Annotated in this window: 21 protein-coding genes and 4 pseudogenes; 20 read left to right on the top strand and 5 right to left on the bottom strand. The window is 56.1% G+C overall.

Annotated elements, in window-relative coordinates; genetic code table 11:
• Window positions 1-33 precede the first annotated feature (33 nt).
• The 12 genes and pseudogenes from phnJ (at window position 34) to CJP72_RS13300 (ending at window position 6,768) form a co-directional block, all read left to right on the top strand.
• Window positions 34-825 (top strand): alpha-D-ribose 1-methylphosphonate 5-phosphate C-P-lyase PhnJ, encoded by a 792-nt coding sequence (phnJ, locus tag CJP72_RS13355; RefSeq protein ID WP_238340069.1) that lies wholly within the window; start codon window positions 34-36, stop codon window positions 823-825.
• Window positions 822-1,580, top strand: a complete 759-nt coding sequence (gene phnK / locus CJP72_RS13350) for a phosphonate C-P lyase system protein PhnK (RefSeq protein WP_162381846.1) — start codon at window positions 822-824, stop codon at window positions 1,578-1,580. Before phnJ ends, phnK begins: the two co-directional genes overlap by 4 nt.
• Window positions 1,581-1,681: 101 nt before the next feature.
• A pseudogene (locus CJP72_RS13345) lies at window positions 1,682-1,786 on the top strand (phosphonate C-P lyase system protein PhnL); the annotation flags it as partial.
• A pseudogene (locus CJP72_RS13340) lies at window positions 1,786-1,947 on the top strand (ABC transporter ATP-binding protein); the annotation flags it as partial. The pseudogenes CJP72_RS13345 and CJP72_RS13340, both read left to right, overlap by 1 nt.
• Before the next feature lie 158 nt (window positions 1,948-2,105).
• Window positions 2,106-2,222: pseudogene (locus tag CJP72_RS13335) on the top strand (ABC transporter ATP-binding protein); the annotation flags it as partial.
• A gap of 158 nt (window positions 2,223-2,380) precedes the next feature.
• Window positions 2,381-2,497, top strand: a pseudogene (locus CJP72_RS13330) (ABC transporter ATP-binding protein); the annotation flags it as partial.
• A 101-nt stretch (window positions 2,498-2,598) separates the two neighbouring features.
• On the top strand, window positions 2,599-3,279 hold the full coding sequence (phnL, locus tag CJP72_RS13325; RefSeq protein WP_162381844.1) for a phosphonate C-P lyase system protein PhnL: 681 nt from the start codon (window positions 2,599-2,601) through the stop codon (window positions 3,277-3,279).
• Window positions 3,276-4,412, top strand: a complete 1,137-nt coding sequence (gene phnM / locus CJP72_RS13320; RefSeq protein ID WP_162381843.1) for an alpha-D-ribose 1-methylphosphonate 5-triphosphate diphosphatase — start codon at window positions 3,276-3,278, stop codon at window positions 4,410-4,412. The genes phnL and phnM overlap by 4 nt, the downstream gene beginning before the upstream one ends.
• Before the next feature lie 2 nt (window positions 4,413-4,414).
• Complete coding sequence (gene phnN / locus CJP72_RS13315; RefSeq protein WP_162381842.1) at window positions 4,415-4,969, top strand: ribose 1,5-bisphosphokinase; 555 nt, start codon at window positions 4,415-4,417, stop codon at window positions 4,967-4,969.
• A complete protein-coding gene (gene phnO / locus CJP72_RS13310; RefSeq protein WP_162381841.1) occupies window positions 4,956-5,390 on the top strand; it encodes an aminoalkylphosphonate N-acetyltransferase in 435 nt (144 codons plus the stop codon). The genes phnN and phnO overlap by 14 nt, the downstream gene beginning before the upstream one ends.
• A gap of 63 nt (window positions 5,391-5,453) precedes the next feature.
• On the top strand, window positions 5,454-6,212 hold the full coding sequence (phnP, locus tag CJP72_RS13305; protein WP_162381840.1) for a phosphonate metabolism protein PhnP: 759 nt from the start codon (window positions 5,454-5,456) through the stop codon (window positions 6,210-6,212).
• A 70-nt stretch (window positions 6,213-6,282) separates the two neighbouring features.
• On the top strand, window positions 6,283-6,768 hold the full coding sequence (locus CJP72_RS13300) for a hypothetical protein (RefSeq protein WP_162381839.1): 486 nt from the start codon (window positions 6,283-6,285) through the stop codon (window positions 6,766-6,768).
• 64 nt (window positions 6,769-6,832) lie between these two features.
• On the opposite strand, the gene yjdP is transcribed toward CJP72_RS13300, so the two are convergent.
• Entirely contained in the window at window positions 6,833-7,165 is a 333-nt protein-coding gene (gene yjdP, locus CJP72_RS13295) for a DDRRRQL repeat protein YjdP (RefSeq protein WP_162381838.1), read from the bottom strand.
• A 69-nt stretch (window positions 7,166-7,234) separates the two neighbouring features.
• Window positions 7,235-9,499 carry an ATP-binding protein gene (locus CJP72_RS13290; protein WP_162381837.1) on the bottom strand — a complete coding sequence of 755 codons (2,265 nt, stop codon included), beginning with the start codon at window positions 9,497-9,499 and terminating at the stop codon, window positions 7,235-7,237.
• A gap of 114 nt (window positions 9,500-9,613) precedes the next feature.
• Here CJP72_RS13290 and CJP72_RS13285 point away from each other — a divergent pair, with 114 nt between their 5' ends.
• From CJP72_RS13285 to CJP72_RS13260, 6 genes are all read left to right on the top strand, one after another.
• Window positions 9,614-11,134, top strand: a complete 1,521-nt coding sequence (locus tag CJP72_RS13285; RefSeq protein ID WP_162381836.1) for a sugar ABC transporter ATP-binding protein — start codon at window positions 9,614-9,616, stop codon at window positions 11,132-11,134.
• A complete protein-coding gene (locus tag CJP72_RS13280) occupies window positions 11,131-12,126 on the top strand; it encodes an ABC transporter permease subunit (RefSeq protein ID WP_162381835.1) in 996 nt (331 codons plus the stop codon). The genes CJP72_RS13285 and CJP72_RS13280 overlap by 4 nt, the downstream gene beginning before the upstream one ends.
• Before the next feature lie 99 nt (window positions 12,127-12,225).
• Window positions 12,226-13,167 (top strand): ABC transporter substrate-binding protein, encoded by a 942-nt coding sequence (locus CJP72_RS13275; protein ID WP_162381834.1) that lies wholly within the window; start codon window positions 12,226-12,228, stop codon window positions 13,165-13,167.
• A 117-nt stretch (window positions 13,168-13,284) separates the two neighbouring features.
• On the top strand, window positions 13,285-13,968 hold the full coding sequence (locus CJP72_RS13270; protein WP_162381833.1) for a D-lyxose/D-mannose isomerase: 684 nt from the start codon (window positions 13,285-13,287) through the stop codon (window positions 13,966-13,968).
• 14 nt (window positions 13,969-13,982) lie between these two features.
• Window positions 13,983-14,843 carry a ketose 1,6-bisphosphate aldolase gene (locus tag CJP72_RS13265; RefSeq protein WP_162381832.1) on the top strand — a complete coding sequence of 287 codons (861 nt, stop codon included), beginning with the start codon at window positions 13,983-13,985 and terminating at the stop codon, window positions 14,841-14,843.
• Complete coding sequence (locus CJP72_RS13260) at window positions 14,840-15,847, top strand: PfkB family carbohydrate kinase (protein ID WP_162381831.1); 1,008 nt, start codon at window positions 14,840-14,842, stop codon at window positions 15,845-15,847. Before CJP72_RS13265 ends, CJP72_RS13260 begins: the two co-directional genes overlap by 4 nt.
• A gap of 92 nt (window positions 15,848-15,939) precedes the next feature.
• Here CJP72_RS13260 and CJP72_RS13255 read toward each other — a convergent pair whose 3' ends face one another.
• Window positions 15,940-16,671 (bottom strand): response regulator transcription factor, encoded by a 732-nt coding sequence (locus tag CJP72_RS13255; RefSeq protein WP_162381886.1) that lies wholly within the window; start codon window positions 16,669-16,671, stop codon window positions 15,940-15,942.
• 288 nt (window positions 16,672-16,959) lie between these two features.
• Between CJP72_RS13255 and fdhF the strand changes: the two genes are divergently transcribed.
• Together fdhF and yjcO are read left to right on the top strand one after the other, a co-directional pair.
• Window positions 16,960-19,107 (top strand): formate dehydrogenase subunit alpha, encoded by a 2,148-nt coding sequence (fdhF, locus tag CJP72_RS13250; protein ID WP_162381830.1) that lies wholly within the window; start codon window positions 16,960-16,962, stop codon window positions 19,105-19,107.
• A 107-nt stretch (window positions 19,108-19,214) separates the two neighbouring features.
• On the top strand, window positions 19,215-19,904 hold the full coding sequence (gene yjcO / locus CJP72_RS13245) for a Sel1 family TPR-like repeat protein YjcO (RefSeq protein ID WP_162381829.1): 690 nt from the start codon (window positions 19,215-19,217) through the stop codon (window positions 19,902-19,904).
• A gap of 112 nt (window positions 19,905-20,016) precedes the next feature.
• On the opposite strand, the gene gltP is transcribed toward yjcO, so the two are convergent.
• Entirely contained in the window at window positions 20,017-21,330 is a 1,314-nt protein-coding gene (gene gltP, locus CJP72_RS13240) for a glutamate/aspartate:proton symporter GltP (RefSeq protein WP_162381828.1), read from the bottom strand.
• A gap of 346 nt (window positions 21,331-21,676) precedes the next feature.
• Complete coding sequence (nrfG, locus tag CJP72_RS13235; protein WP_238340067.1) at window positions 21,677-22,279, bottom strand: heme lyase NrfEFG subunit NrfG; 603 nt, start codon at window positions 22,277-22,279, stop codon at window positions 21,677-21,679.
• Window positions 22,280-22,304 lie beyond the last annotated feature (25 nt).

Raw genomic sequence — 22,304 nt, 5'->3', positions numbered from 1 at the left:
AACTTTGCTTATCTGGATGAGCAGACCAAACGTATGATCCGCCGCGCGATACTCAAAGCCGTGGCGATTCCAGGTTACCAGGTGCCGTTCGGCGGCCGTGAAATGCCGATGCCTTACGGTTGGGGAACGGGCGGTATCCAGTTGACCGCCAGCGTGATGGGTGAATCGGACGTGCTGAAAGTCATTGATCAGGGCGCGGATGACACCACTAACGCCGTGTCGATCCGCAACTTCTTCAAGCGCGTCACCGGAGTTAACACCACCGAACGCACGGCAGAGGCCACGCTGATCCAAACCCGTCACCGGATCCCGGAAACACCGCTGGTGGAAGATCAGATCATTATTTTTCAGGTGCCGATCCCAGAGCCGCTGCGCTTTATCGAACCGCGCGAGACGGAAACCCGCACCATGCACGCGCTGGAAGAGTACGGGATCATGCAGGTGAAGCTGTATGAAGATATCGCCCGCTTCGGTCACATTGCGACAACCTACGCTTATCCGGTGAAGGTCAATGGCCGCTACGTGATGGACCCGTCGCCAATCCCGAAATTCGACAATCCGAAGATGGACAGGATGCCCGCCTTGCAACTGTTTGGCGCAGGACGTGAAAAGCGGATCTATGCCGTCCCACCCTATACCCGGGTGGAAAGTCTCGATTTCGACGATCATCCATTTACCGTGCAGGAGTGGGGCGAGCCTTGCGCCATCTGCGGTTCAACCCACAGTTATCTCGACGAAGTGGTGCTCGATGACACCGGCAAACGCATGTTTGTCTGCTCCGACACTGACTATTGCCGCCAACAGAGTGAGGCTCTCAGCCAATGACGCAACCGCTGCTTTCGGTGAATAACCTGACCCATCTCTACGCGCCAGGTAAAGGCTTCAGCGATGTCTCTTTTGACCTGTGGCCTGGTGAAGTGCTGGGCATTGTCGGTGAGTCCGGCTCCGGGAAAACCACCCTGCTGAAATCAATCTCTTCGCGCCTGACGCCGCAATCGGGCGAGATTCAGTACCAGAACCGCTCGCTGTACGCGATGAGCGAAGCCGACCGTCGCCGCCTGCTGCGTACCGAATGGGGTGTGGTGCATCAGCATCCGCTGGACGGTCTGCGCCGTCAGGTGTCGGCGGGCGGTAATATCGGCGAACGCCTGATGGCCACCGGTGCGCGCCACTACGGCGACATCCGCGCCATCGCGAAACGCTGGCTGGAGGAGGTGGAGATCCCCGCCTCACGTATTGACGATCTGCCGACCACCTTTTCCGGCGGTATGCAACAGCGTTTGCAGATCGCCCGTAACCTCGTCACTCACCCGTCGCTGGTGTTTATGGATGAACCCACTGGCGGACTGGACGTTTCCGTACAGGCCAAACTGCTGGACCTGTTGCGCGGGCTGGTGGTGGAACTGGATCTGGCCGTGGTGATTGTCACCCACGATTTGGGCGTCGCGCGCCTGCTGGCAGACCGTCTGCTGGTGATGAAAGAGGGTCAGGTGGTGGAAAGTGGATTAACCGACCGTGTGCTCGACGATCCACATCATCCGTATACCCAGTTGCTGGTGTCATCGGTTTTACAGAATTGACCATTGCTTGTGTCGGGTGGCGCTGCGCTTACCCGACCTACGGTACAGGTAGGCCGGATCAGGCGCAGCCGCCATCCGGCAAAAAGAACCAAGAGGCCAACATGATCCGCGTTGAAAACGTCAGTAAGACCTTTGTGCTCCACCCGCAAAACGGTGTACGCCTGCCGGTGCTGAAAAACGCCTCTCTGGAGGTACAAAATGGCGAATGATTGTCACCCACGATTTGGGCGTCGCGCGCCTGCTGGCGGACCGTCTGCCGGTGCTGAAAGAGGGTCAGGTGGTGGAAAGTGGGTTAACCGACCGTGTGCTCGACGATCCGCATCATCCGTATACCCAGTTGCTGGTGTCATCGGTTTTACAGAATTGACCATTGCTTGTGTCGGGTGGCGCTGCGCTTACCCAACCTACGGTACAGGTAGGCCGGATCAGGCGCAGCCGCCATCCTGCAAAAAGAACCAAGAGGCCAACATGATCCGCGTTGAAAACGTCAGTAAGACCTTTGTGCTCCACCCGCAAAACGGTGTACGCCTGCCGGTGCTGAAAGAGGGTCAGGTGGTGGAAAGTGGGTTAACCGACCGTGTGCTCGACGATCCACATCATCCGTATACCCAGTTGCTTGTGTCATCGGTTTTACAGAATTGACCATTGCTTGTGTCGGGTGGCGCTGCGCTTACCCGACCTACGGTACAGGTAGGCCGGATCAGGCGCAGCCGCCATCCGGCGAAAAGAACCAAGAGGCCAACATGATCCGCGTTGAAAACGTCAGTAAGACCTTTGTGCTCCACCCGCAAAACGGTGTACGCCTGCCGGTGCTGAAAGAGGGTCAGGTGGTGGAAAGTGGGTTAACCGACCGCGTGCTCGACGATCCACATCATCCGTATACCCAGTTGCTTGTGTCATCGGTTTTACAGAATTGACCATTGCTTGTGTCGGGTGGCGCTGCGCTTACCCGACCTACGGTACAGGTAGGCCGGATCAGGCGCAGCCGCCATCCGGCAAAAAGAACCAAGAGGCCAACATGATCCGCGTTGAAAACGTCAGTAAGACCTTTGTGCTCCACCAGCAAAACGGTGTACGTCTGCCGGTGCTGAAAAACGCCTCTCTGGAGGTACAAAATGGCGAATGCGTGGTGTTGCACGGCCACTCCGGCAGCGGCAAATCGACGCTGTTACGTTCGCTGTATGCCAACTACCTGCCGGATGAAGGACACATCCACATTCGCCACGGCGGTGAATGGGTGGATCTGGTACAGGCGCCCGCCCGTAAGGTGCTGGAAGTCCGGCGCTCAACGATTGGCTGGGTCAGTCAGTTTTTGCGGGTGATCCCGCGCGTTTGCGCGCTGGACGTGGTGATGCAACCCCTGTTGGACCTGGGCGTATCACGTGAGGAGTGCGCCGCCAAAGCCGCGAATCTGCTGACCCGCCTGAACGTTCCGCAACGGTTGTGGCATCTCGCCCCCTCCACCTTTTCTGGCGGCGAACAGCAGCGCGTCAATATCGCCCGTGGATTTATTGTCGATTACCCCATTTTGCTGCTGGATGAACCCACCGCCTCGCTGGACGCCACAAACAGCGCCGCAGTGGTGGCGCTGATTGAAGAAGCGAAAGCGCGCGGCGCGGCGATTGTCGGTATTTTTCACGATCACACCGTGCGCGAGCGCGTGGCGGATCGTTTGCACCTGATGGGAGCAACAGCATGATTATCAACAATGTAAAGCTGGTGCTGGAAGATGAAGTGGTACAGGGTTCGCTGGAAATCGAAGGCGGGGTGATCCGCGCTTTTGCCGAAACACAGAGCCGTCTTCCCGAGGCGCTGGACGGCGAAGGCGGCTGGTTGCTGCCGGGGTTGATAGAGCTGCATACCGATAATCTGGATAAATTTTTCACCCCGCGTCCGAAGGTGGACTGGCCCGCCCATTCGGCGATGAGCAGCCATGACGCGCTGATGGTCGCCAGCGGCATTACCACCGTGCTGGACGCGGTGGCGATTGGCGATGTGCGCGATGGCGGCGACCGCCTGGAAAATCTGGAGAAGATGGTAAGCGCCGTCGAAGAGACGCAGAAGCGCGGGGTCAACCGCGCCGAGCACCGTCTGCATCTGCGCTGCGAGTTGCCGCACCACTCCACCCTGCCACTGTTTGAAAAGCTGGTAGGCCGTGAGCCAGTGACGCTGGTGTCCCTGATGGACCACTCACCGGGGCAGCGTCAGTTCGCCAAACGCGAAAAATACCGCGAATATTATCAGGGCAAATATTCTCTCTCCGATGAGCAGATGGATCGCTACGAAGAAGAACAACTGGCACTGGCGGCGCGCTGGTCGCAGCCGAACCGCGCTGCCATTGCGCAAATGTGCCGTGAACGTCAGATTGCGCTGGCAAGCCATGATGACGCCACCCACGATCATGTGCGGGAATCGCATCAACTTGGCAGCGTGATCGCCGAATTTCCCACCACACTGGCAGCCGCAGAAGCCTCGCGCCAACACGGGATGAACGTATTGATGGGCGCCCCCAACATCGTGCGCGGAGGTTCCCACTCCGGTAACGTGGCGGCGCATACGCTGGCAGAACGGGGGCTGCTGGATATTCTCTCTTCCGATTACTATCCCGCCAGCCTGCTCGACGCGGCGTTTCGCGTCGCAGATGACGCGGGCAACCGCTTTACGCTATCGCAGGCCATTCAACTGGTCACCCGTAACCCGGCACGGGCGCTGAACCTCGACGATCGTGGCGTGATCGCCGAAGGCTTGCGCGCCGACCTGGTGCTGGCGCACCGCAAAGGCGCTCACATTCACATCGACCACGTCTGGCGGCAGGGAAAAAGGGTGTTCTGACGATGGGAAAACTGATCTGGATAATGGGGCCATCCGGCTCCGGTAAGGACAGTCTGCTGGCGGAACTCCGTCAGCAGGAACCTGCGCAACTGCTGGTGGCGCATCGCTACATCACCCGGGCGGCCAACGCCGGACACGAAAACCATATCGCCCTCAGCGAACACGAGTTTTTTACCCGCGCCAGGCAAAATCTGCTGGCGCTAAGCTGGCACGCCAACGGCTTTTACTACGGTGTTGGCGTGGAGATTGACCTCTGGCTCCACGCCGGTTTCGACGTCGTGGTCAACGGTTCACGCGCGCATCTGGCGCAGGCGCAGGCACGCTATGGCGCATCGCTGTTTCCTGTCTGTTTACAGGTATCTTCTGCTATTCTTCGCCAGCGCTTACAGGCTCGCGGGAGAGAAAATGAATCGGAGATCGCCGCTCGCCTCGAACGTGCCGCCCATTACGCGCCGTATGACTGTCACGTCCTTAACAACGATGGCAGTTTGCTACAGTCTGTCGATACACTGCTCGCACTGATGGGACGCAAGGAGAAGAAACATGTCTGTCTGTGAATTACGCCGCGCCACGCTCTACGATACCGATGCGGTTTACGCGCTTATCTGTGAGTTGAAGCAAGGTCAATTCGACCTCCAGGCCTTTAGCGCCGGATACGCCGCAAATCTGCAAGATCCCAATATGCACTACCAGCTGGCGCTGCTCGACGGACAGGTCATCGGGATGATTGGTCTGCATCTGCAATTTCATCTGCATCACGCTAACTGGATTGGTGAAATTCAGGAGCTGGTGGTGATGCCGCATGCACGCAGGGTAAAAATCGGCAGTCAACTGCTGGCGTGGGCAGAGAAGGTGGCGCGCCAGGCAGGGGCAGAGATGACCGAACTTTCTACCAGCGTGACGCGTCACAACGCACACCGTTTTTACCTGCGCGAAGGGTATGAACAGAGCCATTTTCGCTTCACGAAAGCATTGTGAGGTACGTAGGCCGGATAAGACGCTCGCGTCGCCATCCGGCACGATACGACAAGGGGAGTCACGATGAGTTTGACCATCACGTTAACCGGCACTGGCAGCGCACAGCAGGTGCCCGTTTTTGGTTGCGACTGCGCCGCCTGTCGTCGCGCACGCGTGCAGGCGCAATACCGCCGCCGCCCCTGTAGTGGAGTGGTCAAATTCAACGACGCAGTCACGCTGCTGGACGCGGGTCTGCACGATCTTATGGATCGCTGGCCGGCCGGATCTTTCCGGCAGTTTCTGCTCACTCACTACCATATGGATCATGTGCAGGGGCTGTTTCCGCTCCGCTGGGGCGTGGGGGCGACGATCCCGGTCTACGGCCCGCCAGATGAGCAGGGCTGTGACGATCTGTTTAAACATCCTGGCATTCTGGATTTCAGCCACACGGTGAAGCCGTTTGTGGTGTTTGATTTACAGGGGTTGCAGGTCACGCCGTTGCCGTTGAATCACTCAAAGCTGACGTTTGGCTATCTGCTGGAAACGGCGCACAGCCGTGTGGCGTGGCTCTCTGACACCGCCGGATTACCCGACAAAACGCTAAAATTTCTGCAAAACAATCAGCCGCAGGCGATCATTATCGACTGTAGCCACCCACCGCGCGCGGAGCCTGCGCGTAACCACTGTGATGTAAACACCGTTGTGGCGCTCAATAACGTCATCCGCTGCCCACGGGTGATCCTCACCCATATCAGCCATCAGTTCGACTTGTGGCTGATGGATAACCCACTACCGGAAGGTCTTGAAGCGGGCTTCGACGGGATGGAAATTGTGCTGGATTAGCCTCACTTCATCGTCTCTTCACTTACGCGACTTATTGTCCCTTCAGAGAAAACACGCTCAAGGGGATCCTGTGAAAATTAAAATACGCCGTATTATCCATCATGCCTGCTGGTTTACGTTGTTGGGGCCTTTTACTGGGGTTCCTCTCACCATCGCCATCACGGCGTTGTACTTTCGTGATTCCCCGTGGGAATTGCTGTTCGATATCAGCAGAGTGTTACCACAGTTTCTGGTAATAACGTGGTTAATCGGCGCACTTCCGGCACTGGCGACCGGTGTCCTCAGCGCCTGCCTGCCAGACAGAATTTACGACTCACGTTACTGGCGTAGCCTCACCTGCGCGGCGATTGGCGGTGTGCTCGCGATGCTTTACGAACTCATTCCCCATGCGCTCAGCGCCAGCTCTCTATTAAGTGACGAGTTTGTGTGGATAGTGTTCTGTACTGGCCTGTTCGCAGGCGGCGTATTGGGCTTTTTAGTCCCTCGCCTTGCCGGGCATGGCAACAGGCACAGAGAAATGAATAGCGACGCAACTCAGCCCACAACAAAAGGGTAAACGCGCACTTTGTATTATCGCGAGCGCCAAAAGAGCGTGTGCCGAAACCGCGAAGGATTAACGGCTACCGATAGTCGTCCTCTTCCATCCTTCGCTCGTCATCGTCTAACTGGCGACGCTCCTGATCAAGCTGGCGCTGGCGCTCGTCCAACTGGCGACGACGGTCTTCTAACTGACGACGTCTGTCGTCGTACTGCCTGCGGCGATCATCGCTCATCTGCCGTTGCCAGTTGTCATCCCGAGAGTCATCGTCATAGCGGCGACCATTATCAGGCTTGTAGGCATCGCTGATCGCCTGCTGAATGTTGCCGATGGCATCATCAATGATGTCGGCATAGGCCAGTGGGCTGCCTAAAGAGCACAGACTCAGTAACAGAGCGATAGAGTAACGTTTCATAGGGCCAGTCTCGCAGGTGAGCTGGCTCTACGTTAATGAAAGGTAAACGCAGAGAGTAGAGGAGGAATCTCAATTTTGCTGATGGCGTAGCGCCCGTGCCAAATCCATACGGGTAAACGGTTTACGCAACAGCGCCACATCCGGTAGCGCAGGGTTGTCGGTCGGGCGTAAATCCTGGCCGCTGATCAGCAGTAGCGTCAGATGGGGGTAGTGTTTCAGCGCATGGTTCACTACATCCGCGCCGCTTAACCCGCCGGGCAGCATGAGGTCACTGATAAAAATGTCGATCTCTGAGGAAGCGGCGAGCATCTGCATCGCCTGCTCGCCGTTCGCGGCTTCCAGCGTCAGGTAACCTAACAAATGCAGTTGCTCACACAGCGTCTGGCGTACATCGGCTTCATCTTCGAGAACCAGAACCAGTTTATCCGTGCGGGCAACGTCCTCTTCTGCCAACGGTTCCGCTGCGATCTCAACAGGCACAATCGCGCGGGGCAGTTGCAATCTGACCGTCGTTCCCTGCCCCGGCGCACTTTCAATTTCTACCCGTCCACCGGACTGGCGCACAAATCCGTACACCATCGAAAGCCCCAGGCCACTGCCGCTGCCGGTCTGTTTGGTGGTGAAGAATGGCTCAAAAACCTGCGCTTTGATCTCCTGCGACATACCACAGCCGTGGTCAGCAATCTCCAGGATAACCATATCCTCTTTACGTCCGCTGGTTCGCGTAACGCGCTGATTCCATGTACGAATTTTGATGATACCCACCTGCCCCTCCATCGCATCACGGGCGTTCATCACCAGGTTGATGAGGGCATTTTCCAGTTGGCTCACGTCAATCCACGCGGGCCAGGCAGGCGACTGAGCTTCAATCTCCAGCGTTAAGGTCGCGGGCAACGAGTGACGCATCAGTTCGCCAAGATTCTCCAGCAGCGTTCTCAGCTCCACCGCATGGGGATGCAGCGACTGCTTGCGTGAGAAGGCCAGCAGTCGCTGGGTAAGAAGAGCCCCACGTTCCGCCGCTTTCAGCGCCCGCGAAATTCGCGCCGCCTCCGGCGAATCGAGGTTGACCAGTTCCAGACTGCCAATAATCACCGCCAGCAGATTGTTAAAGTCATGCGCCAGCCCTCCCGTCAGTTGACCTACCGCTTTCATTTTCTGGCTGTGCAACAGCGCTTCTTCCAGCCCCTTGCGTTCGATTCTGTCGATTTCCAGTTGCGTGCTTTTCTCCTTCAATAGACGCGAGGTGTGCTCCAGCGAGGCGGTATTACGGGCAAAAACGTTGAACGCGCGCGCCAGTTCTCCCAGTTCGTCGCGCCGCTGCAAGGCAGGGACGCTGACGTCCGACTCTCCGTGCGCCAGTCGGGACATCGCCCGTGAGATTGCCGTCAGATTAGAGCCGAGATTGCGGTAAATATACCAGCCTGCAAAACCAGTAATGACAATCGCCAGCAGAGTAAATGCCATGATAAACATGATGATAGACTGCAATTCCTGATGGCTTTGCGCCACACGCTGCTCCGAACTGGCTGCCACCTGCGCCACATATTGATTAATATCGCTGTTGAGGATCGCCACCAACGCTTTGATGTGGAACATATGCCAGCTGATCGCCAGATCGCTTTCTTCCAGCGCCGCCGATAGCGGTTCGAGCTTGCGCAGTTCCTGATTGAAGTCACTGAGGATGTCGTTAACCAGCGGGTGGGCGTTGTGCGCCGGCAACAGCGGCATCACGCCATCCAGTTGCTTGACCACTGAGCGCGGTGTTGGCGTTTCGATGGCCACCACAATCAGCCTGTTCATCTGAGCGAGTAGAACGGCGTCCTGCGACGCATTGATCTTTTGCAAATGCCGCAAATAGCTCAGATTCTGGTACAGCGAACTGAGCAGCGCGTTACGCTCAAGATGCCGTCGTTGTCCGCGCTGGAGCATGCCCGCCACGCTGTCTTGCAGTTCGTTACTCCGCTGGATGATCCGTGCGACCAGGTCAGGCTCCTGCTGTGCCAGCGGGGCGGCAGCCAGCTGTTCCAGCGACTGTTTCAGCACACGCTGCGTCTCCTGCAAGCGTTCCGCCTCACCTTTATATTCCAGCGCGCCGACCACCTGCGACAGCCGCACCGCTGCCGTCGCCACGTTCGCCGTGTCGCGCGCCAGATTCATGCTGCCAGTCATGTCATCGACGGTTTGTTGTTGTACCTGCTCCTGAATCTGACTGGCGTGTCGAAAACCGAGCACCGCCACGGCACTCACCATCAGCGTGACCGCCACCACCAGCAGGTTAAAGAACAGTAATCGCCCGCGCGCGCTGGCGAAAAAGTGACGCCCAGGCTGCGGCATATCACGCTCCATGCAGAAAAATATCACTATGACAAATATGAACGGCTTCTGACATTTTGCATTTACTTTCCTGTGATGGACTGCTGATATCGACAACCCCGCAGGAGATCCGCCATGAGCAGGGCACCGGTTCTGGAGATGCGCAATATTGCCAAAGCCTTTGGCAAATTTTACGCGCTGAAAGGGGTCGATCTGACGGTATTTCCCGGCGAAATCCACGCGTTGATGGGTGAAAACGGCGCGGGGAAAAGCACCCTGATGAAGGTACTTGCCGGGGCGTACAGCGCCACCAGCGGCGAGATCCTGATCGACGGTCAGCCCTTCCATATCAAAGGCCCAAAAGACGCCCTGAGCGCCGGCATTACCCTGATTTATCAGGAAATGCAGCTCGCTCCGAACCTGACGGTCGCGGAGAACATTTTCCTCGGGAGCGAACTGTCGCGCGGCGGGCTGGTGCAACGCAAAGAGATGATCCAGCAGGCGCAGCTGGTTATCGATCGCCTCGGCGCACAGTTTAAAGCCAGCGATAAAGTGATGCGGCTGACCATCGCCGAGCAACAGCAGGTGGAAATCGCCCGCGCTCTGCACCGCAACAGCCGTATTCTGGTGATGGATGAACCCACCGCCGCCCTCTCCTCGCGTGAAACCCACCGCCTGTTTGAACTGATTATGCGTCTGCGCGATGAAGGGATGGCGATTATCTACATTAGCCACCGCATGGCGGAAGTGTATGAGCTCTCGGATCGCGTCAGTGTGCTGCGCGACGGGCAGTACGTCGGCAGCCTGACCCGCGACAAACTCAACGCCGCCGAACTGGTGCGAATGATGGTGGGTCGGCCACTGAGCGATCTGTTTAACAAAGAGCGCGACATTCCACTCGGAAAAATGCGCCTGAATGTGCATCACCTGACCGATGGCGGCAAAGTACAACCGTGCAGTTTAGTGGTGCATTCCGGAGAAATTGTCGGCCTGGCGGGCTTAGTCGGCGCCGGACGCTCTGAACTGGCGCAACTCATTTTTGGCGTGCGCAAAGCTACCGGCGGCATGATTGAAGTGGATGGCGAACCGGTGGTGATCCACTCCCCACGCGAAGCCATCGACTATGGCATCGGTTTTCTCACGGAGAACCGCAAAGAGCAGGGACTCTTTTTAGAGCTGGCGGCGGCAGAGAACATCACGATGGCGACGCTGGAGCGTGACGCCACCTGGGGAATGCTCAACCGTAAAAAAGCCCAGACGATCTCCGATGACGCCATCCAGTTGCTCAACATCCGCGTACCGCATGCGCAGGTGCGGGCGGGCGGGCTTTCCGGCGGCAACCAGCAAAAGCTGTTGATTTCACGCTGGGTGGCGATCGGCCCGCGTATCTTGATCCTTGATGAACCGACGCGCGGCGTGGATGTCGGCGCTAAGAGCGAGATCTACCGCATCATGAATGACATGGCGCGTCAGGGCGTGGCGATCCTGATGATCTCCAGCGAGCTGCCGGAGATTGTCGGCATGAGCGATCGGGTGTACGTCATGCATGAAGGCAGCATTGCCGGAGAGCTGGACGGGAAAAGTATTTCACAGGAAAACATCATGACGCTGGCCACCGGCGCGAACGACTCTCACCCTCAGACGAGGCAACCATGAATAATTCAACCACTCCCCAGCAGGTGGCGAAATCCGCCTCCGCGAAAAAAATGCTGATGAGCGATCTGATGCAAACCATCGGTATCCTGCCCATTCTGATCCTGATTGTCGCGGTATTTGGCTTTATTGCGCCCAACTTTTTTACCGAGAGCAATCTGTTGAATATTACCCGCCAGGCATCGATCAACATCGTGCTGGCGGCGGGAATGACCTTCATCATTCTGACGGGGGGTATCGATCTTTCGGTCGGGTCGATTCTTGGCACCACTGCGGTGGCGGCGATGGCGGTTTCACTGATCCCCGAATTCGCCATGCTCTCTGTGCCCGTCGCGCTGATGCTCGGTATGCTGCTGGGCTTGTTTAACGGCGCGCTGGTGGCCTTTGCCGGACTGCCGCCATTTATTGTCACTCTTGGCACCTATACAGCGCTGCGCGGAGCGGCTTACTTGCTGGCCGATGGCACCACGGTGATTAACTCCAATATCAGTTTCGAGTGGATCGGCAACAACTATCTCGGGCCAATTCCGTGGCTGGTGGTGATTGCGCTGGCGGTCATTGTGGTGTGCTGGTTTATTTTGCGCCGCACCACGCTGGGGGTTCATATCTATGCGGTGGGCGGCAACATGCAGGCGGCGCGCTTAACCGGTATCAAAGTGTGGCTGGTGCTGCTGTTTGTGTATGGCATGAGCGGCCTGCTTTCCGGGCTTGGCGGGGTGATGAGCGCCTCACGTCTGTACAGCGCCAACGGCAATCTGGGCATGGGCTACGAGCTGGATGCCATCGCCGCGGTGATCCTCGGCGGTACCAGTTTTGTCGGTGGGATCGGCACGATCACCGGCACGCTGGTGGGGGCGCTGATCATTGCCACCCTCAACAACGGCATGACGCTGATGGGCGTCTCCTACTTTTGGCAACTGGTGATCAAAGGGGCGGTGATCATCATTGCGGTGCTGATCGACAAATACCGTACCCGGCATCATCAAAGTGCATAAACACCTGCCGGCCTTATCCGTCCTACAACCTCGTAGGACGGATAAGTGAAGTGCCATCAGGCAATGACAACAAAAAGTACCCTACGTGAGGAAAAGACTATGCGTTTGAAGCCATTAGTGACTGCGATCTGTGCAGGCGCGCTGCTTACCGCAGCACCGTTTACGCAGGCCAAAGATCTCAAATCGATCGGCGTGACGGTGGGCGATCTTGCCAACCCGTTCTTCGTGCAGATCACCAAAGGGGCAGAACTGGAAGCACGCAAACTGGCGGGCGACGGCGTGAAAGTCACGCTGGTCTCCAGCGGCTACGATCTGGGTCAGCAGGTATCGCAGATCGACAACTTTATCGCCGCCAAAGTCGACATGATAATCCTTAACGCGGCAGATTCTAAAGGGATCGGTCCGGCGGTGAAACGTGCCAAAGATGCGGGGATCGTGGTCGTCGCCGTTGACGTCGCGGCCGATGGCGCAGACGCCACCATTACCTCCAACAACACCCAGGCGGGGGAAATGGCGTGTAAATACATTACCGATCGCCTGAAAGGCAAAGGCAATGTGGTGATCATCAACGGACCGCCGGTGTCTGCCGTGCAAAACCGTGTGGAAGGCTGCCAGACCGAATTTAAGCGCCATCCGGAGATCAAGGTGCTGTCGTATAACCAGAACGCCAAAGGCAGTCGTGAAGGGGGTCTGGAAGTGATGACCGCCCTGCTGGCGGCGAATCCGAAGATCGACGGCGTGTTTGCGATTAACGATCCGACGGCGATCGGCGCCGATCTGGCGGCAAAACAGGCGCAACGTAATGAGTTCTTTATCGTCGGCGTGGATGGTAGCCCGGATGGTGAGGAGGCGCTGAAGCGTGAGAATTCGCTGTTTGTCGCAACGCCTGCACAAGATCCGCAGGTTATGGCGGCAAAAGCGGTAGAAATCGGCTATGACATTCTACAGGGGAAACCCGCACCGAAAGAGCCAGTGCTGATCCCCGTGACGATGATCGATAAGAGCAACGTCGGTAGTTATAAGGGTTGGACGGTGAAATAACCCGGACACATAACGCCGGATGGCACTGCGCTTATCCGGCCTACAGGATCGTTATAAATTTGTAGGCCGGATAAGGGTTTCGCCACAACCCGGCACCACATCAGGGGAATTCTTTCAATGAAACGCTCCGAAATAAACGAAATCCTCGGTCACACACGACAGTTTTTTTCCATGCATGACATCCACCTTCCGCCCTTCGCCAGTTTTGCGCCAACACAGTGGCGACAGTTGGATGCCGAAGCATGGCGTGAAGTGTTCGATCTCAAGCTCGGCTGGGATGTGACCGCTTTTGGCGGGGAAAACTTTGCCGCCTTAGGGTTAACGCTGTTTACCCTGCGCAACGGTTCACCCAAAGCCTTCCCTTACGAAAAGTGCTACGCCGAAAAAATCATGCATGTGCGGGACGCGCAAATCACGCCGATGCATTTTCACTGGCGCAAGCAGGAAGACATCATCAATCGCGGCGGCGGCAATCTGATCGTTGAGTTGTGGAATGCTGACACCCACGGTCAAACAGATAACAGTGATGTCACGGTGGTGATTGATGGCTGCCGACAAACCCATGCGGCGGGAAGCCAGTTGCGCCTGACGCCCGGAGAGAGTATCTGTCTGACGCCCGGTCTGTATCACAGCTTTTGGGCAGAGTCTGGCTTTGGCGATGTGCTGGTCGGCGAAGTCTCCTCCGTCAATGACGACGACCACGACAACCACTTCCTGCAGCCTCTCGCCCGTTATAACGACATTGAAGAAGATGAACCGGCGCAGCTGGTGCTGTGTAATGAGTATCGACTGTTCCGTTGAACAAGGAGACCGTTATGCCATTGATTTCTCTTGCTGATGGGCTCGCCCACGCCCGTGAGCATCGCTACGCGTTAGGCGCGTTTAACGTTCTGGACTCTCACTTTTTACGCGCGCTGTTTGCCGCGGCGAAGCAGGAGCGCTCGCCGTTTATTATCAATATTGCCGAGGTGCATTTTAAGTATGTCTCGCTGGATTCACTGGTCGAGTCCATTAAATTCGAGGCGGCGCGCCACGACATCCCAGTGGTGCTGAATCTCGACCACGGGCTGCATTTTGAATCCGTGGTTCAGGCGCTGCGTCTGGGCTTCAGTTCAGTGATGTTTGACGGCTCGACGCTGGAGTATGAAGAAAACATTCGCCAGACCCGCGAAGTGGTGAAAATGTGCCATGCCGTAGGCGTATCCGTGGAGGCTGAGCTGGGGGCCGTTGGCGGCGATGAAGGCGGCGCGCTGTATGGTCATGCCGACGAATCGCTGTTTACCGACCCGCTGCTGGCACGAGACTTTGTCGACAGAACCGGGATTGACGCCCTTGCGGTCGCCATCGGCAACGCGCACGGTAAATACAAAGGCGAGCCGAAACTCGACTTCCCGCGTCTGGATGAGATCCGCCAGCAGGCGGCGATCCCCCTGGTACTGCACGGCGGCTCCGGCATCAGCGACGCTGATTTTCGGCGCGCCATTGAGCTGGGCATTCACAAAATCAACTTTTATACCGGCATGTCGCAGGCGGCGCTGGCCGCCATCGAATCGCGCATGGCGAACCGTCAGGCGCTGTACGATGAATTTGCCGAGTTATTGCTGGGCATTGAGGCTGCGATTACGGATACCGTCTCTGAGCAGATGCGCATTTTTGGCAGCGCGGGGAAAGTGTGATGGAACGCAAAGGTATCATCGCTGCGGGCAATATGCTGGTCGATCACGTGCATCAAATTGTGCAGTGGCCGGAGCGCGGCTGGTTGGCGGAAATTATTCACAGCGAGCGTTCCACGGGCGGCGCGCCGCTTAACGTCTTACTGACGCTGGCAAAAATGCACACCGGTTTGCCTTTGCAGGCCGTGGGGCTCATCGGTCAGGACAGTGACGGCGACTACATTATGGCGATGCTGGAGCAGTACCATGTCAATCGCCAGCACGTGCAGCGCACTACCTTTGCACCGACCTCAATGTCGCAAGTCATGACCGATCCCAGCGGCCAGCGTACCTTTTTTCACTCGCCAGGCGCGAACCGCCTGTTGGATCTGCCCGCCTTTGATCAGCTCGACAACGCGATGAAAATCTTCCATCTCGGTTATCTGCTGCTGCTCGACAGTCTGGATATGCCGGATAGCCAGTACGGTACGCGTAGCGCGCGGCTCTTAGCGCAGATGCGCGAAAATGGGTTCGAAACGTCGCTGGATCTGGTCTCGCGTCAGGGCGATCCGCGTTATCAGCCGCTGGTGATGCCCGCATTGCGTCATCTTGATTATCTGGTGATTAACGAGCTGGAAGCCGGAGAGTTCAGCGGTCTGGAGGTGCGTTATCCGGACGGCGGGCCGCATATTCCGAACATCGCCAGCATCGCGCAAGAGCTGCTCAATGCTGGCGTTCGACAGCGTGTGGTGATCCACTGCCCGGAAGGCGCGTGGGGGGAAACGCCGGGGCAACCTGGCGTCTGGGTGCCGTCGCAGAAGCTGGCGCAGGAGGCGATCGTCGGCAGCGTTGGCGCAGGCGACGCCTTTTGCGCGGGCTTCCTGTATGGCTGTCATGAGTCATGGTCGCTTGCCGACAGCATTACGCTGGCGCATGCCTGCGCACGGGCCAGTCTGCTGTGTGCAAACGCCATTGACGGCGCCAAAACGCTGGCGGAGTTAAAAGCGGAAATACCCGGTGCAGGATGAAGTTTGTAGGCTGGATAAGGCGTTCGCGCCGCCATCCAGCAAAGGTGCCTGATGGCGCTACGCTGATGAGTCCTACGTTCGGAGCAACAACATTATGCCGCCTTGTCGTGATGCTGCACGTCGGCGGCAAACACATACCCCAGACCGCGTATCGTTTTGATTAGCGTCGGCTGATGTGGATTGGCTTCAATTTTGCGGCGCAAACGCATGATTAACACATCGATGGTGCGGTCAAAGACCTCGATGCTGTCGCTGTGCGTTAGCGCCAGCAACTGCTCGCGACTCAGAACCCGACGGGCATTTTGCGCCAGCGCCACGAGCAGGCTGTACTCCCCTTGCGTCAGATCTATCGTCTGTTGCTGCGGATTACGCAACTGACAACGCCCGGTATCCAGATGCCAGCCATTAAAAGAAAGGCCGGAGATTGGCGTCACGCCGCCTTCGGCGACCGGTACACCGCCCCGGCGCAGCACAGCTTTGACGCGCGCTACCACCACCCGGGGATTAAACGGTTTGCTGATGTAATCATCCGCCCCCATTTCCAGCCCCACCACCACATCAGATTCGCTGTCCATCCCTGTCAGCATCACCACGGGCAGCGTCGGCCTGATTTTCTGGACCTGCTGCAACACCATCAATCCGTTGATGTCGGGGAGCATCATATCCAGCAGTATCAACGCAATGTCGGGACGTTCTTCAACGCAGCGTATCGCCTCCTGTCCGGTGTGGCAGGTGGTAACCGCAAAAACATGTTCGTTCAACACATCCTGCAGCAGTGCGCAGATTGCGGTGTCGTCATCCACGATCAAAACAGCAGGCTTCATCATCCTTCCCCCTTTCGTCTCTCACTCAGATGAGTGTGAATGATTCTGCCCTGAGTAACAGAAATTGCGCAGGAGGAGATGCTGGAAACATAAGCACCGTCACATTGACTGGCTGTCACATATTTCGAATTCGTCACGTCAAAACTGACGACAGCCTGCTTTTCGTCAGCATTTTGAACAAAATTTGCCCGTAATATCAGGGTATGCCCACAATAAAAAGATGGCATAAAAGATGCATACTAAAGGCGACAGCGCGTATGCGCGATTTGATTAACTGGAGCGAGACCGATGAAAAAAGTCGTCACGGTTTGCCCGTATTGCGCATCAGGTTGCAAAATCAACCTGGTGGTCGATAACGGCAAAATCGTTCGGGCGGAGGCGGCGCAAGGGAAGACCAATCAGGGTACCTTGTGTCTGAAGGGCTATTATGGCTGGGATTTTATCAATGATACCCAGATCCTGACCCCGCGCCTGAAAACCCCTATGATCCGTCGCCAGCGTGGCGGCAAACTGGAATCCGTGTCCTGGGATGAAGCGCTGAATTACGTTGCTGACCGCCTGAGCGCTATCAAAGCGAAGTATGGCCCGGATGCCATTCAGACAACCGGCTCCTCCCGCGGTACCGGTAATGAAACCAACTATGTAATGCAAAAATTCGCGCGCGCCGTTATTGGTACCAATAACGTTGACTGCTGCGCTCGCGTCTGACACGGCCCATCGGTTGCAGGTCTGCACCAATCGGTCGGTAACGGCGCAATGAGTAATGCTATCAATGAAATTGATAACACAGATTTAGTGTTCATCTTCGGGTATAACCCGGCGGATTCCCACCCTATCGTGGCGAATCACGTGATCAACGCTAAACGTAACGGGGCGAAAATTATCGTCTGCGATCCGCGCAAAATCGAAACTGCGCGTATTGCCGATATGCACATCGCATTGAAAAACGGCTCGAATATCGCGCTGCTCAATGCTATGGGCCACGTCATTATTGAAGAAAACCTGCACGACCAGGCGTTCGTCGCCTCTCGTACGGAAGGGTTTGAAGAGTATCGTAAGATTGTCGAAGGCTATACGCCGGAGTCTGTCGAAGAGATTACTGGCGTTAGCGCACAGGAAATTCGTCAGGCTGCGCGTATGTACGCGACCGCGAAAAACGCGACAATCCTGTGGGGCATGGGCGTCACCCAGTTCTATCAGGGTGTTGAAACCGTACGTTCACTGACCAGCCTCTCCATGCTGACCGGTAACCTCGGTAAACCAAGCGTGGGTGTTAACCCGGTTCGTGGTCAGAACAACGTTCAGGGTGCCTGTGACATGGGTGCGCTGCCGGATACCTATCCTGGCTACCAGTACGTGAAGTTCCCGGAAAACCGCGAGAAATTCGCCAAAGCCTGGGGCGTGGAAAGTCTGCCTGCACATACCGGCTATCGCATCAGCGAACTGCCACACCGTGCGGCGCATGGCGAAGTTCGCGCAGCGTACATTATGGGTGAAGATCCGCTACAGACTGATGCGGAACTCTCTGCAGTGCGCAAAGGGTTTGAGGATCTGGAACTGGTTATCGTGCAGGACATCTTCATGACCAAAACCGCCGCGGCCGCAGACGTTATTTTACCGTCTACGTCATGGGGTGAGCATGAAGGCGTCTTCTCTGCTGCTGACCGTGGTTTCCAGCGCTTCTTCAAAGCAGTTGAGCCGAAGTGGGATCTGAAAACAGACTGGCAAATCATCAGTGAAATCGCGACCCGTATGGGCTATCCGATGCACTACAACAACACTCAGGAAATCTGGGATGAGTTGCGCCACCTGTGTCCGGATTTCTACGGTGCCACCTACGAGAAGATGGGCGAACTGGGCTACATCCAGTGGCCATGCCGCGATACGTCGGATGCCGATCAGGGGACCTCTTACCTCTTTAAAGAGAAGTTCGACACCCCGAACGGCCTGGCGCAGTTCTTCACCTGTGACTGGGTAGCGCCTATCGACAAGCTCACCGAAGAGTATCCGATGGTGCTCTCCACGGTGCGCGAAGTCGGCCACTACTCTTGTCGTTCGATGACCGGCAACTGTGCGGCGCTGGCAGCGCTGGCGGATGAACCAGGCTATGCGCAAATCAATACCGACGACGCTGAACGTCTGGGTATTAAAGATGAAGAGCTGGTGTGGGTTAACTCACGCAAGGGACGAGTCATCACCCGTGCCGCAGTGAGCGATCGTCCGAACAAAGGCGCGATTTACATGACCTACCAGTGGTGGATTGGTGCCTGTAATGAGCTGGTAACCGAGAACTTAAGCCCGATTACCAAAACGCCAGAGTATAAGTACTGTGCCGTCAACGTTGAACGCATTGCCGATCAGCGCACTGCCGAACAGTATGTGATTGATGAGTACAACAAGCTGAAAACTCGCCTGCGCGAAAGCGCAATGGGCTGATCCGTTTTCGTTTGATACCCGCCTCAACAGCCTCCTTCGGGAGGCTGTTTTTTTATCTAAAAGTTCGCTCTATACTGCTTATTCCGTACCCTAAACATAAAAACAATATGAAACGACTTTTCGCATTGATGTTAATGATGGCCTGCGTTGCCCATGCCGAAGAGCCTGAACCGGGCAGCCAGTATTTGAAGGCCGCCGAATCCGGAGACCGACGGGCGCAATACTATCTCGCAGACAGTTGGTTTAGCTCCGGGAACCTGAGCCAGGCCGAATTCTGGGCGCAAAAATCGGCAGATAACGGTGATGCGGACGCCTGTGCACTACTGGCGCAAATCAAGATAACCAATCCAGTGAGTCTGGATTACCCCGAGGCCAGGACGCTCGCCGAAAAAGCCGTACAGGCGGGGAGCCTGCCGGGCGAGATTACGCTGGCGCGCATTTTGGTCAACACCCAGGCGGGCCACCCGGATTATCCAAAAGCGATCTCACTACTGCAAAACGCCTCTGAAAATCTGGAAAACGACTCTGCCGTCGACGCGCAAATGCTGCTTGGGCTCATTTACGCCAACGGTGTGGGGATCCCGGCAGACGACGCTAAAGCCACCTGGTACTTCAAGCGCAGCTCCGCGATTTCCCGTACCGGATATTCCGAATACTGGGCCGGAATGATCTTCCTGAACGGTGAACAGGGTTTTATTGAGAAGAATAAGCAGAAGGCGCTGCACTGGCTGAATCTGAGTTGTATGGAAGGGTTCGATACTGGCTGCGAAGAGTTTGAAAAGTTAACCAATGGGTGAGTCAGATTGCCTGATGGCGACGCTCTCGCGTCTTATCAGGCCTACACTTCCCTTGTAGGCCGGATAAGCGAAGCGCCATCCGGCAATCAACCTGCAATCAACCCGCAATCAATTATTGATCGGCGGTTTTATCGAATTTGCCCAACACTTCGCGCTCATACGCCAGCGCTTTTTTGCGGTCAAATTTGTGTTCCCACTTGGCGATCACCAGCACCGCCAGCGCATTGCCCACCACGTTCAGCGCCGTACGCGCCATGTCGAGGACACGGTCAACACCGGCAATAAACGCCAGACCTTCCAGCGGGATCCCCACGCTACCCAACGTTGCTAACAACACCACGAAAGAAACGCCCGGCACGCCAGCAATCCCTTTCGATGTCACCATTAACGTCAGCACCAGCACGATTTCCTGCCACAGCGACAGGTCGATACCATACAGCTGCGCGATAAAAATGGCCGCAATACTCTGGTACAGCGTTGAACCATCAAGGTTAAAGGAGTAGCCGGTTGGCACCACGAAACTGGTGATCGACGCCGGTGCGCCGTAGGCTTCCATCTTTTCAATGATGCGAGGCAGTACGCTCTCCGAGCTGGCCGTCGAGTACGCCAGAATCAGCTCATCCTTCAGGATACGGATCAGGATCCAGATACTCAGCCCACAGACCCGCGCCACAATTCCCAGCACCACCAGGGCAAAGAACAGAATCGCGAAGTGAACCAACAACACCAGTTTCGCCAGCGGCCACAACGACGCAAAACCAAAGTTAGCGACGGTGACGGCGATCAACGCAAACACACCGACTGGCGCATAGCGCATCACCATGTGCGTCACTTTAAACATGGTTTCTGAAATGGAGCGGAACACCGCCACCAGCGGTTCGCGGTGCGTTGACGGCAACGATGACAGGCCGAGACCAAACAGCACCGAGAAGAAGATAATCGGCAGCATGTCGCCTTTCGCCATCGACGCGATGATATTGGTCGGTACCAACGACAAAATGGTGCCCATCAAGCCATGCGCGTGGCTCTGCACTTCTGCCGTCGTGTTCTGATATTTCGAAATATCCACTGTCGCTAATTGCGACATATCGATCCCGGAACCGGGCTGGAACACGTTCGCCAGGGTAATGCCAAGGATGATGGCAACGGTCGTGATCACTTCGAAATAGATAATGGTTTTGGCGCCAATGCGCCCCAGTTGTTTCGCGTCGCCGACGCCTGCAATACCGACCACAAGGGTAGAGATCACAATCGGCACAACGATCATTTTGATCAGGTGGATAAAGATATCACCCGCCGGAGAGAGCAGGTTTACAACCAGCCATTCGCGGCTGTCACTGTGATAATGCAGATAACTGCCTAGCAGAATACCCAGCACCATAGCCAGCAAAATTTGCCAGGCCAGGCTGATTTTCATATTTTTCATAACGACAAACTTCCTCAATGAAGCGCCATTTCTACGTGCGCTGACGTAAGAATGGTTACATACTGAAAGGGTATGAATTGTGTTGTGTACGTTTGTAGTGTTTTTTAACGGGCATAATCAGTACCATTTGCATGGCATCTTACGCAACCCTTTAAGAACAGGGCTTTTCGCTAATTTAATGCATAATAACGCGAGTTTATCGCGATAATCATGAATAACTATTTGTTATGAAAAGATTTTTATACCTGTGATTTTGAATAATACACTTTATAAATCATTTTAACCTTTCTGTTCAATTGCTTATTTCTTAAACATCAAAAACGCCATAAATCACAATAAAGCAAAATTATTTCTGCTGATTCCGCAACAATTTCGCCATATTGATAGCGTCAATGAGCTGCACGCGGTTAACTCTGGGCGAGTTCAAATCCAGTAATTGTTGCCACAATGAAATGGCCTGTACGTAGTTTGCCTGCATAAACGCATCAGAGGCCAACAACATCAAGGCAGTCACTTCCGTCGCATCCAGCGACAGCGCTTTATCAATCATTTCACGCGTATCAGGCGTCATATGCTGCCCGGCCTGGTAGTACAACACCGTTGCCAGCGCCGAATAGAGTTCCGCGTTTTCGCCTTTCAGGCGCAGTGCCTGACGGTAAGCCAGCAGCGCATTGTGGTACGCGTTACGCCACAGATAATACTCGCCAAGCATCGCCCACAGCTCACTGTCCTGCGGATTCGCACGAATCTTCGCCTGCAATGCCAGCAGCTGTTTTTCCGAATTCGGTTCATCCGCAAAAACATGTAGCGGATCTGCCAGCCGCAGCTGTTCCTGGCGAACCGCATGCCATTTAGCGCTCAGCAGATAACCGCCGACACAGAGCAGCAGCACGCCTGCCACAGCGACGCTCAGCGCTTTTACCGGCAACGGACGTAATGGTACTCCCATCGCCGTCGGTTGTGCCAGATCGTGA

Origin of the sequence: Citrobacter sp. NCU1 (assembly GCF_010231475.1) — a bacterium.
In the GTDB taxonomy this organism is placed as follows: Bacteria; Pseudomonadota; Gammaproteobacteria; order Enterobacterales; family Enterobacteriaceae; genus Citrobacter_D.
The sequence above is the reverse complement of the archived record's forward strand: the minus strand, read 5'-3'. Positions and strand labels throughout refer to the sequence as shown.

Excerpts from the sequence above, each read along its gene's own strand:
- phnJ (WP_238340069.1), top strand. The coding sequence starts at position 34 with ATGATCCGCCGCGCGATACTCAAAGCCGTGGCGATTCCAGGTTACCAG.
- phnK (WP_162381846.1), top strand. The coding sequence starts at position 822 with ATGACGCAACCGCTGCTTTCGGTGAATAACCTGACCCATCTCTACGCG.
- phnL (WP_162381844.1), top strand. The coding sequence starts at position 2,599 with ATGATCCGCGTTGAAAACGTCAGTAAGACCTTTGTGCTCCACCAGCAA.
- phnM (WP_162381843.1), top strand. The coding sequence starts at position 3,276 with ATGATTATCAACAATGTAAAGCTGGTGCTGGAAGATGAAGTGGTACAG.
- phnN (WP_162381842.1), top strand. The coding sequence starts at position 4,415 with ATGGGAAAACTGATCTGGATAATGGGGCCATCCGGCTCCGGTAAGGAC.
- phnO (WP_162381841.1), top strand. The coding sequence starts at position 4,956 with ATGTCTGTCTGTGAATTACGCCGCGCCACGCTCTACGATACCGATGCG.
- phnP (WP_162381840.1), top strand. The coding sequence starts at position 5,454 with ATGAGTTTGACCATCACGTTAACCGGCACTGGCAGCGCACAGCAGGTG.
- yjdP (WP_162381838.1), bottom strand. The coding sequence starts at position 7,165 with ATGAAACGTTACTCTATCGCTCTGTTACTGAGTCTGTGCTCTTTAGGC.
- CJP72_RS13290 (WP_162381837.1), bottom strand. The coding sequence starts at position 9,499 with ATGCCGCAGCCTGGGCGTCACTTTTTCGCCAGCGCGCGCGGGCGATTA.
- CJP72_RS13285 (WP_162381836.1), top strand. The coding sequence starts at position 9,614 with ATGAGCAGGGCACCGGTTCTGGAGATGCGCAATATTGCCAAAGCCTTT.
- CJP72_RS13280 (WP_162381835.1), top strand. The coding sequence starts at position 11,131 with ATGAATAATTCAACCACTCCCCAGCAGGTGGCGAAATCCGCCTCCGCG.
- CJP72_RS13275 (WP_162381834.1), top strand. The coding sequence starts at position 12,226 with ATGCGTTTGAAGCCATTAGTGACTGCGATCTGTGCAGGCGCGCTGCTT.
- CJP72_RS13270 (WP_162381833.1), top strand. The coding sequence starts at position 13,285 with ATGAAACGCTCCGAAATAAACGAAATCCTCGGTCACACACGACAGTTT.
- CJP72_RS13265 (WP_162381832.1), top strand. The coding sequence starts at position 13,983 with ATGCCATTGATTTCTCTTGCTGATGGGCTCGCCCACGCCCGTGAGCAT.
- CJP72_RS13255 (WP_162381886.1), bottom strand. The coding sequence starts at position 16,671 with ATGAAGCCTGCTGTTTTGATCGTGGATGACGACACCGCAATCTGCGCA.
- yjcO (WP_162381829.1), top strand. The coding sequence starts at position 19,215 with ATGAAACGACTTTTCGCATTGATGTTAATGATGGCCTGCGTTGCCCAT.
- gltP (WP_162381828.1), bottom strand. The coding sequence starts at position 21,330 with ATGAAAAATATGAAAATCAGCCTGGCCTGGCAAATTTTGCTGGCTATG.
- nrfG (WP_238340067.1), bottom strand. The coding sequence starts at position 22,279 with ATGGGAGTACCATTACGTCCGTTGCCGGTAAAAGCGCTGAGCGTCGCT.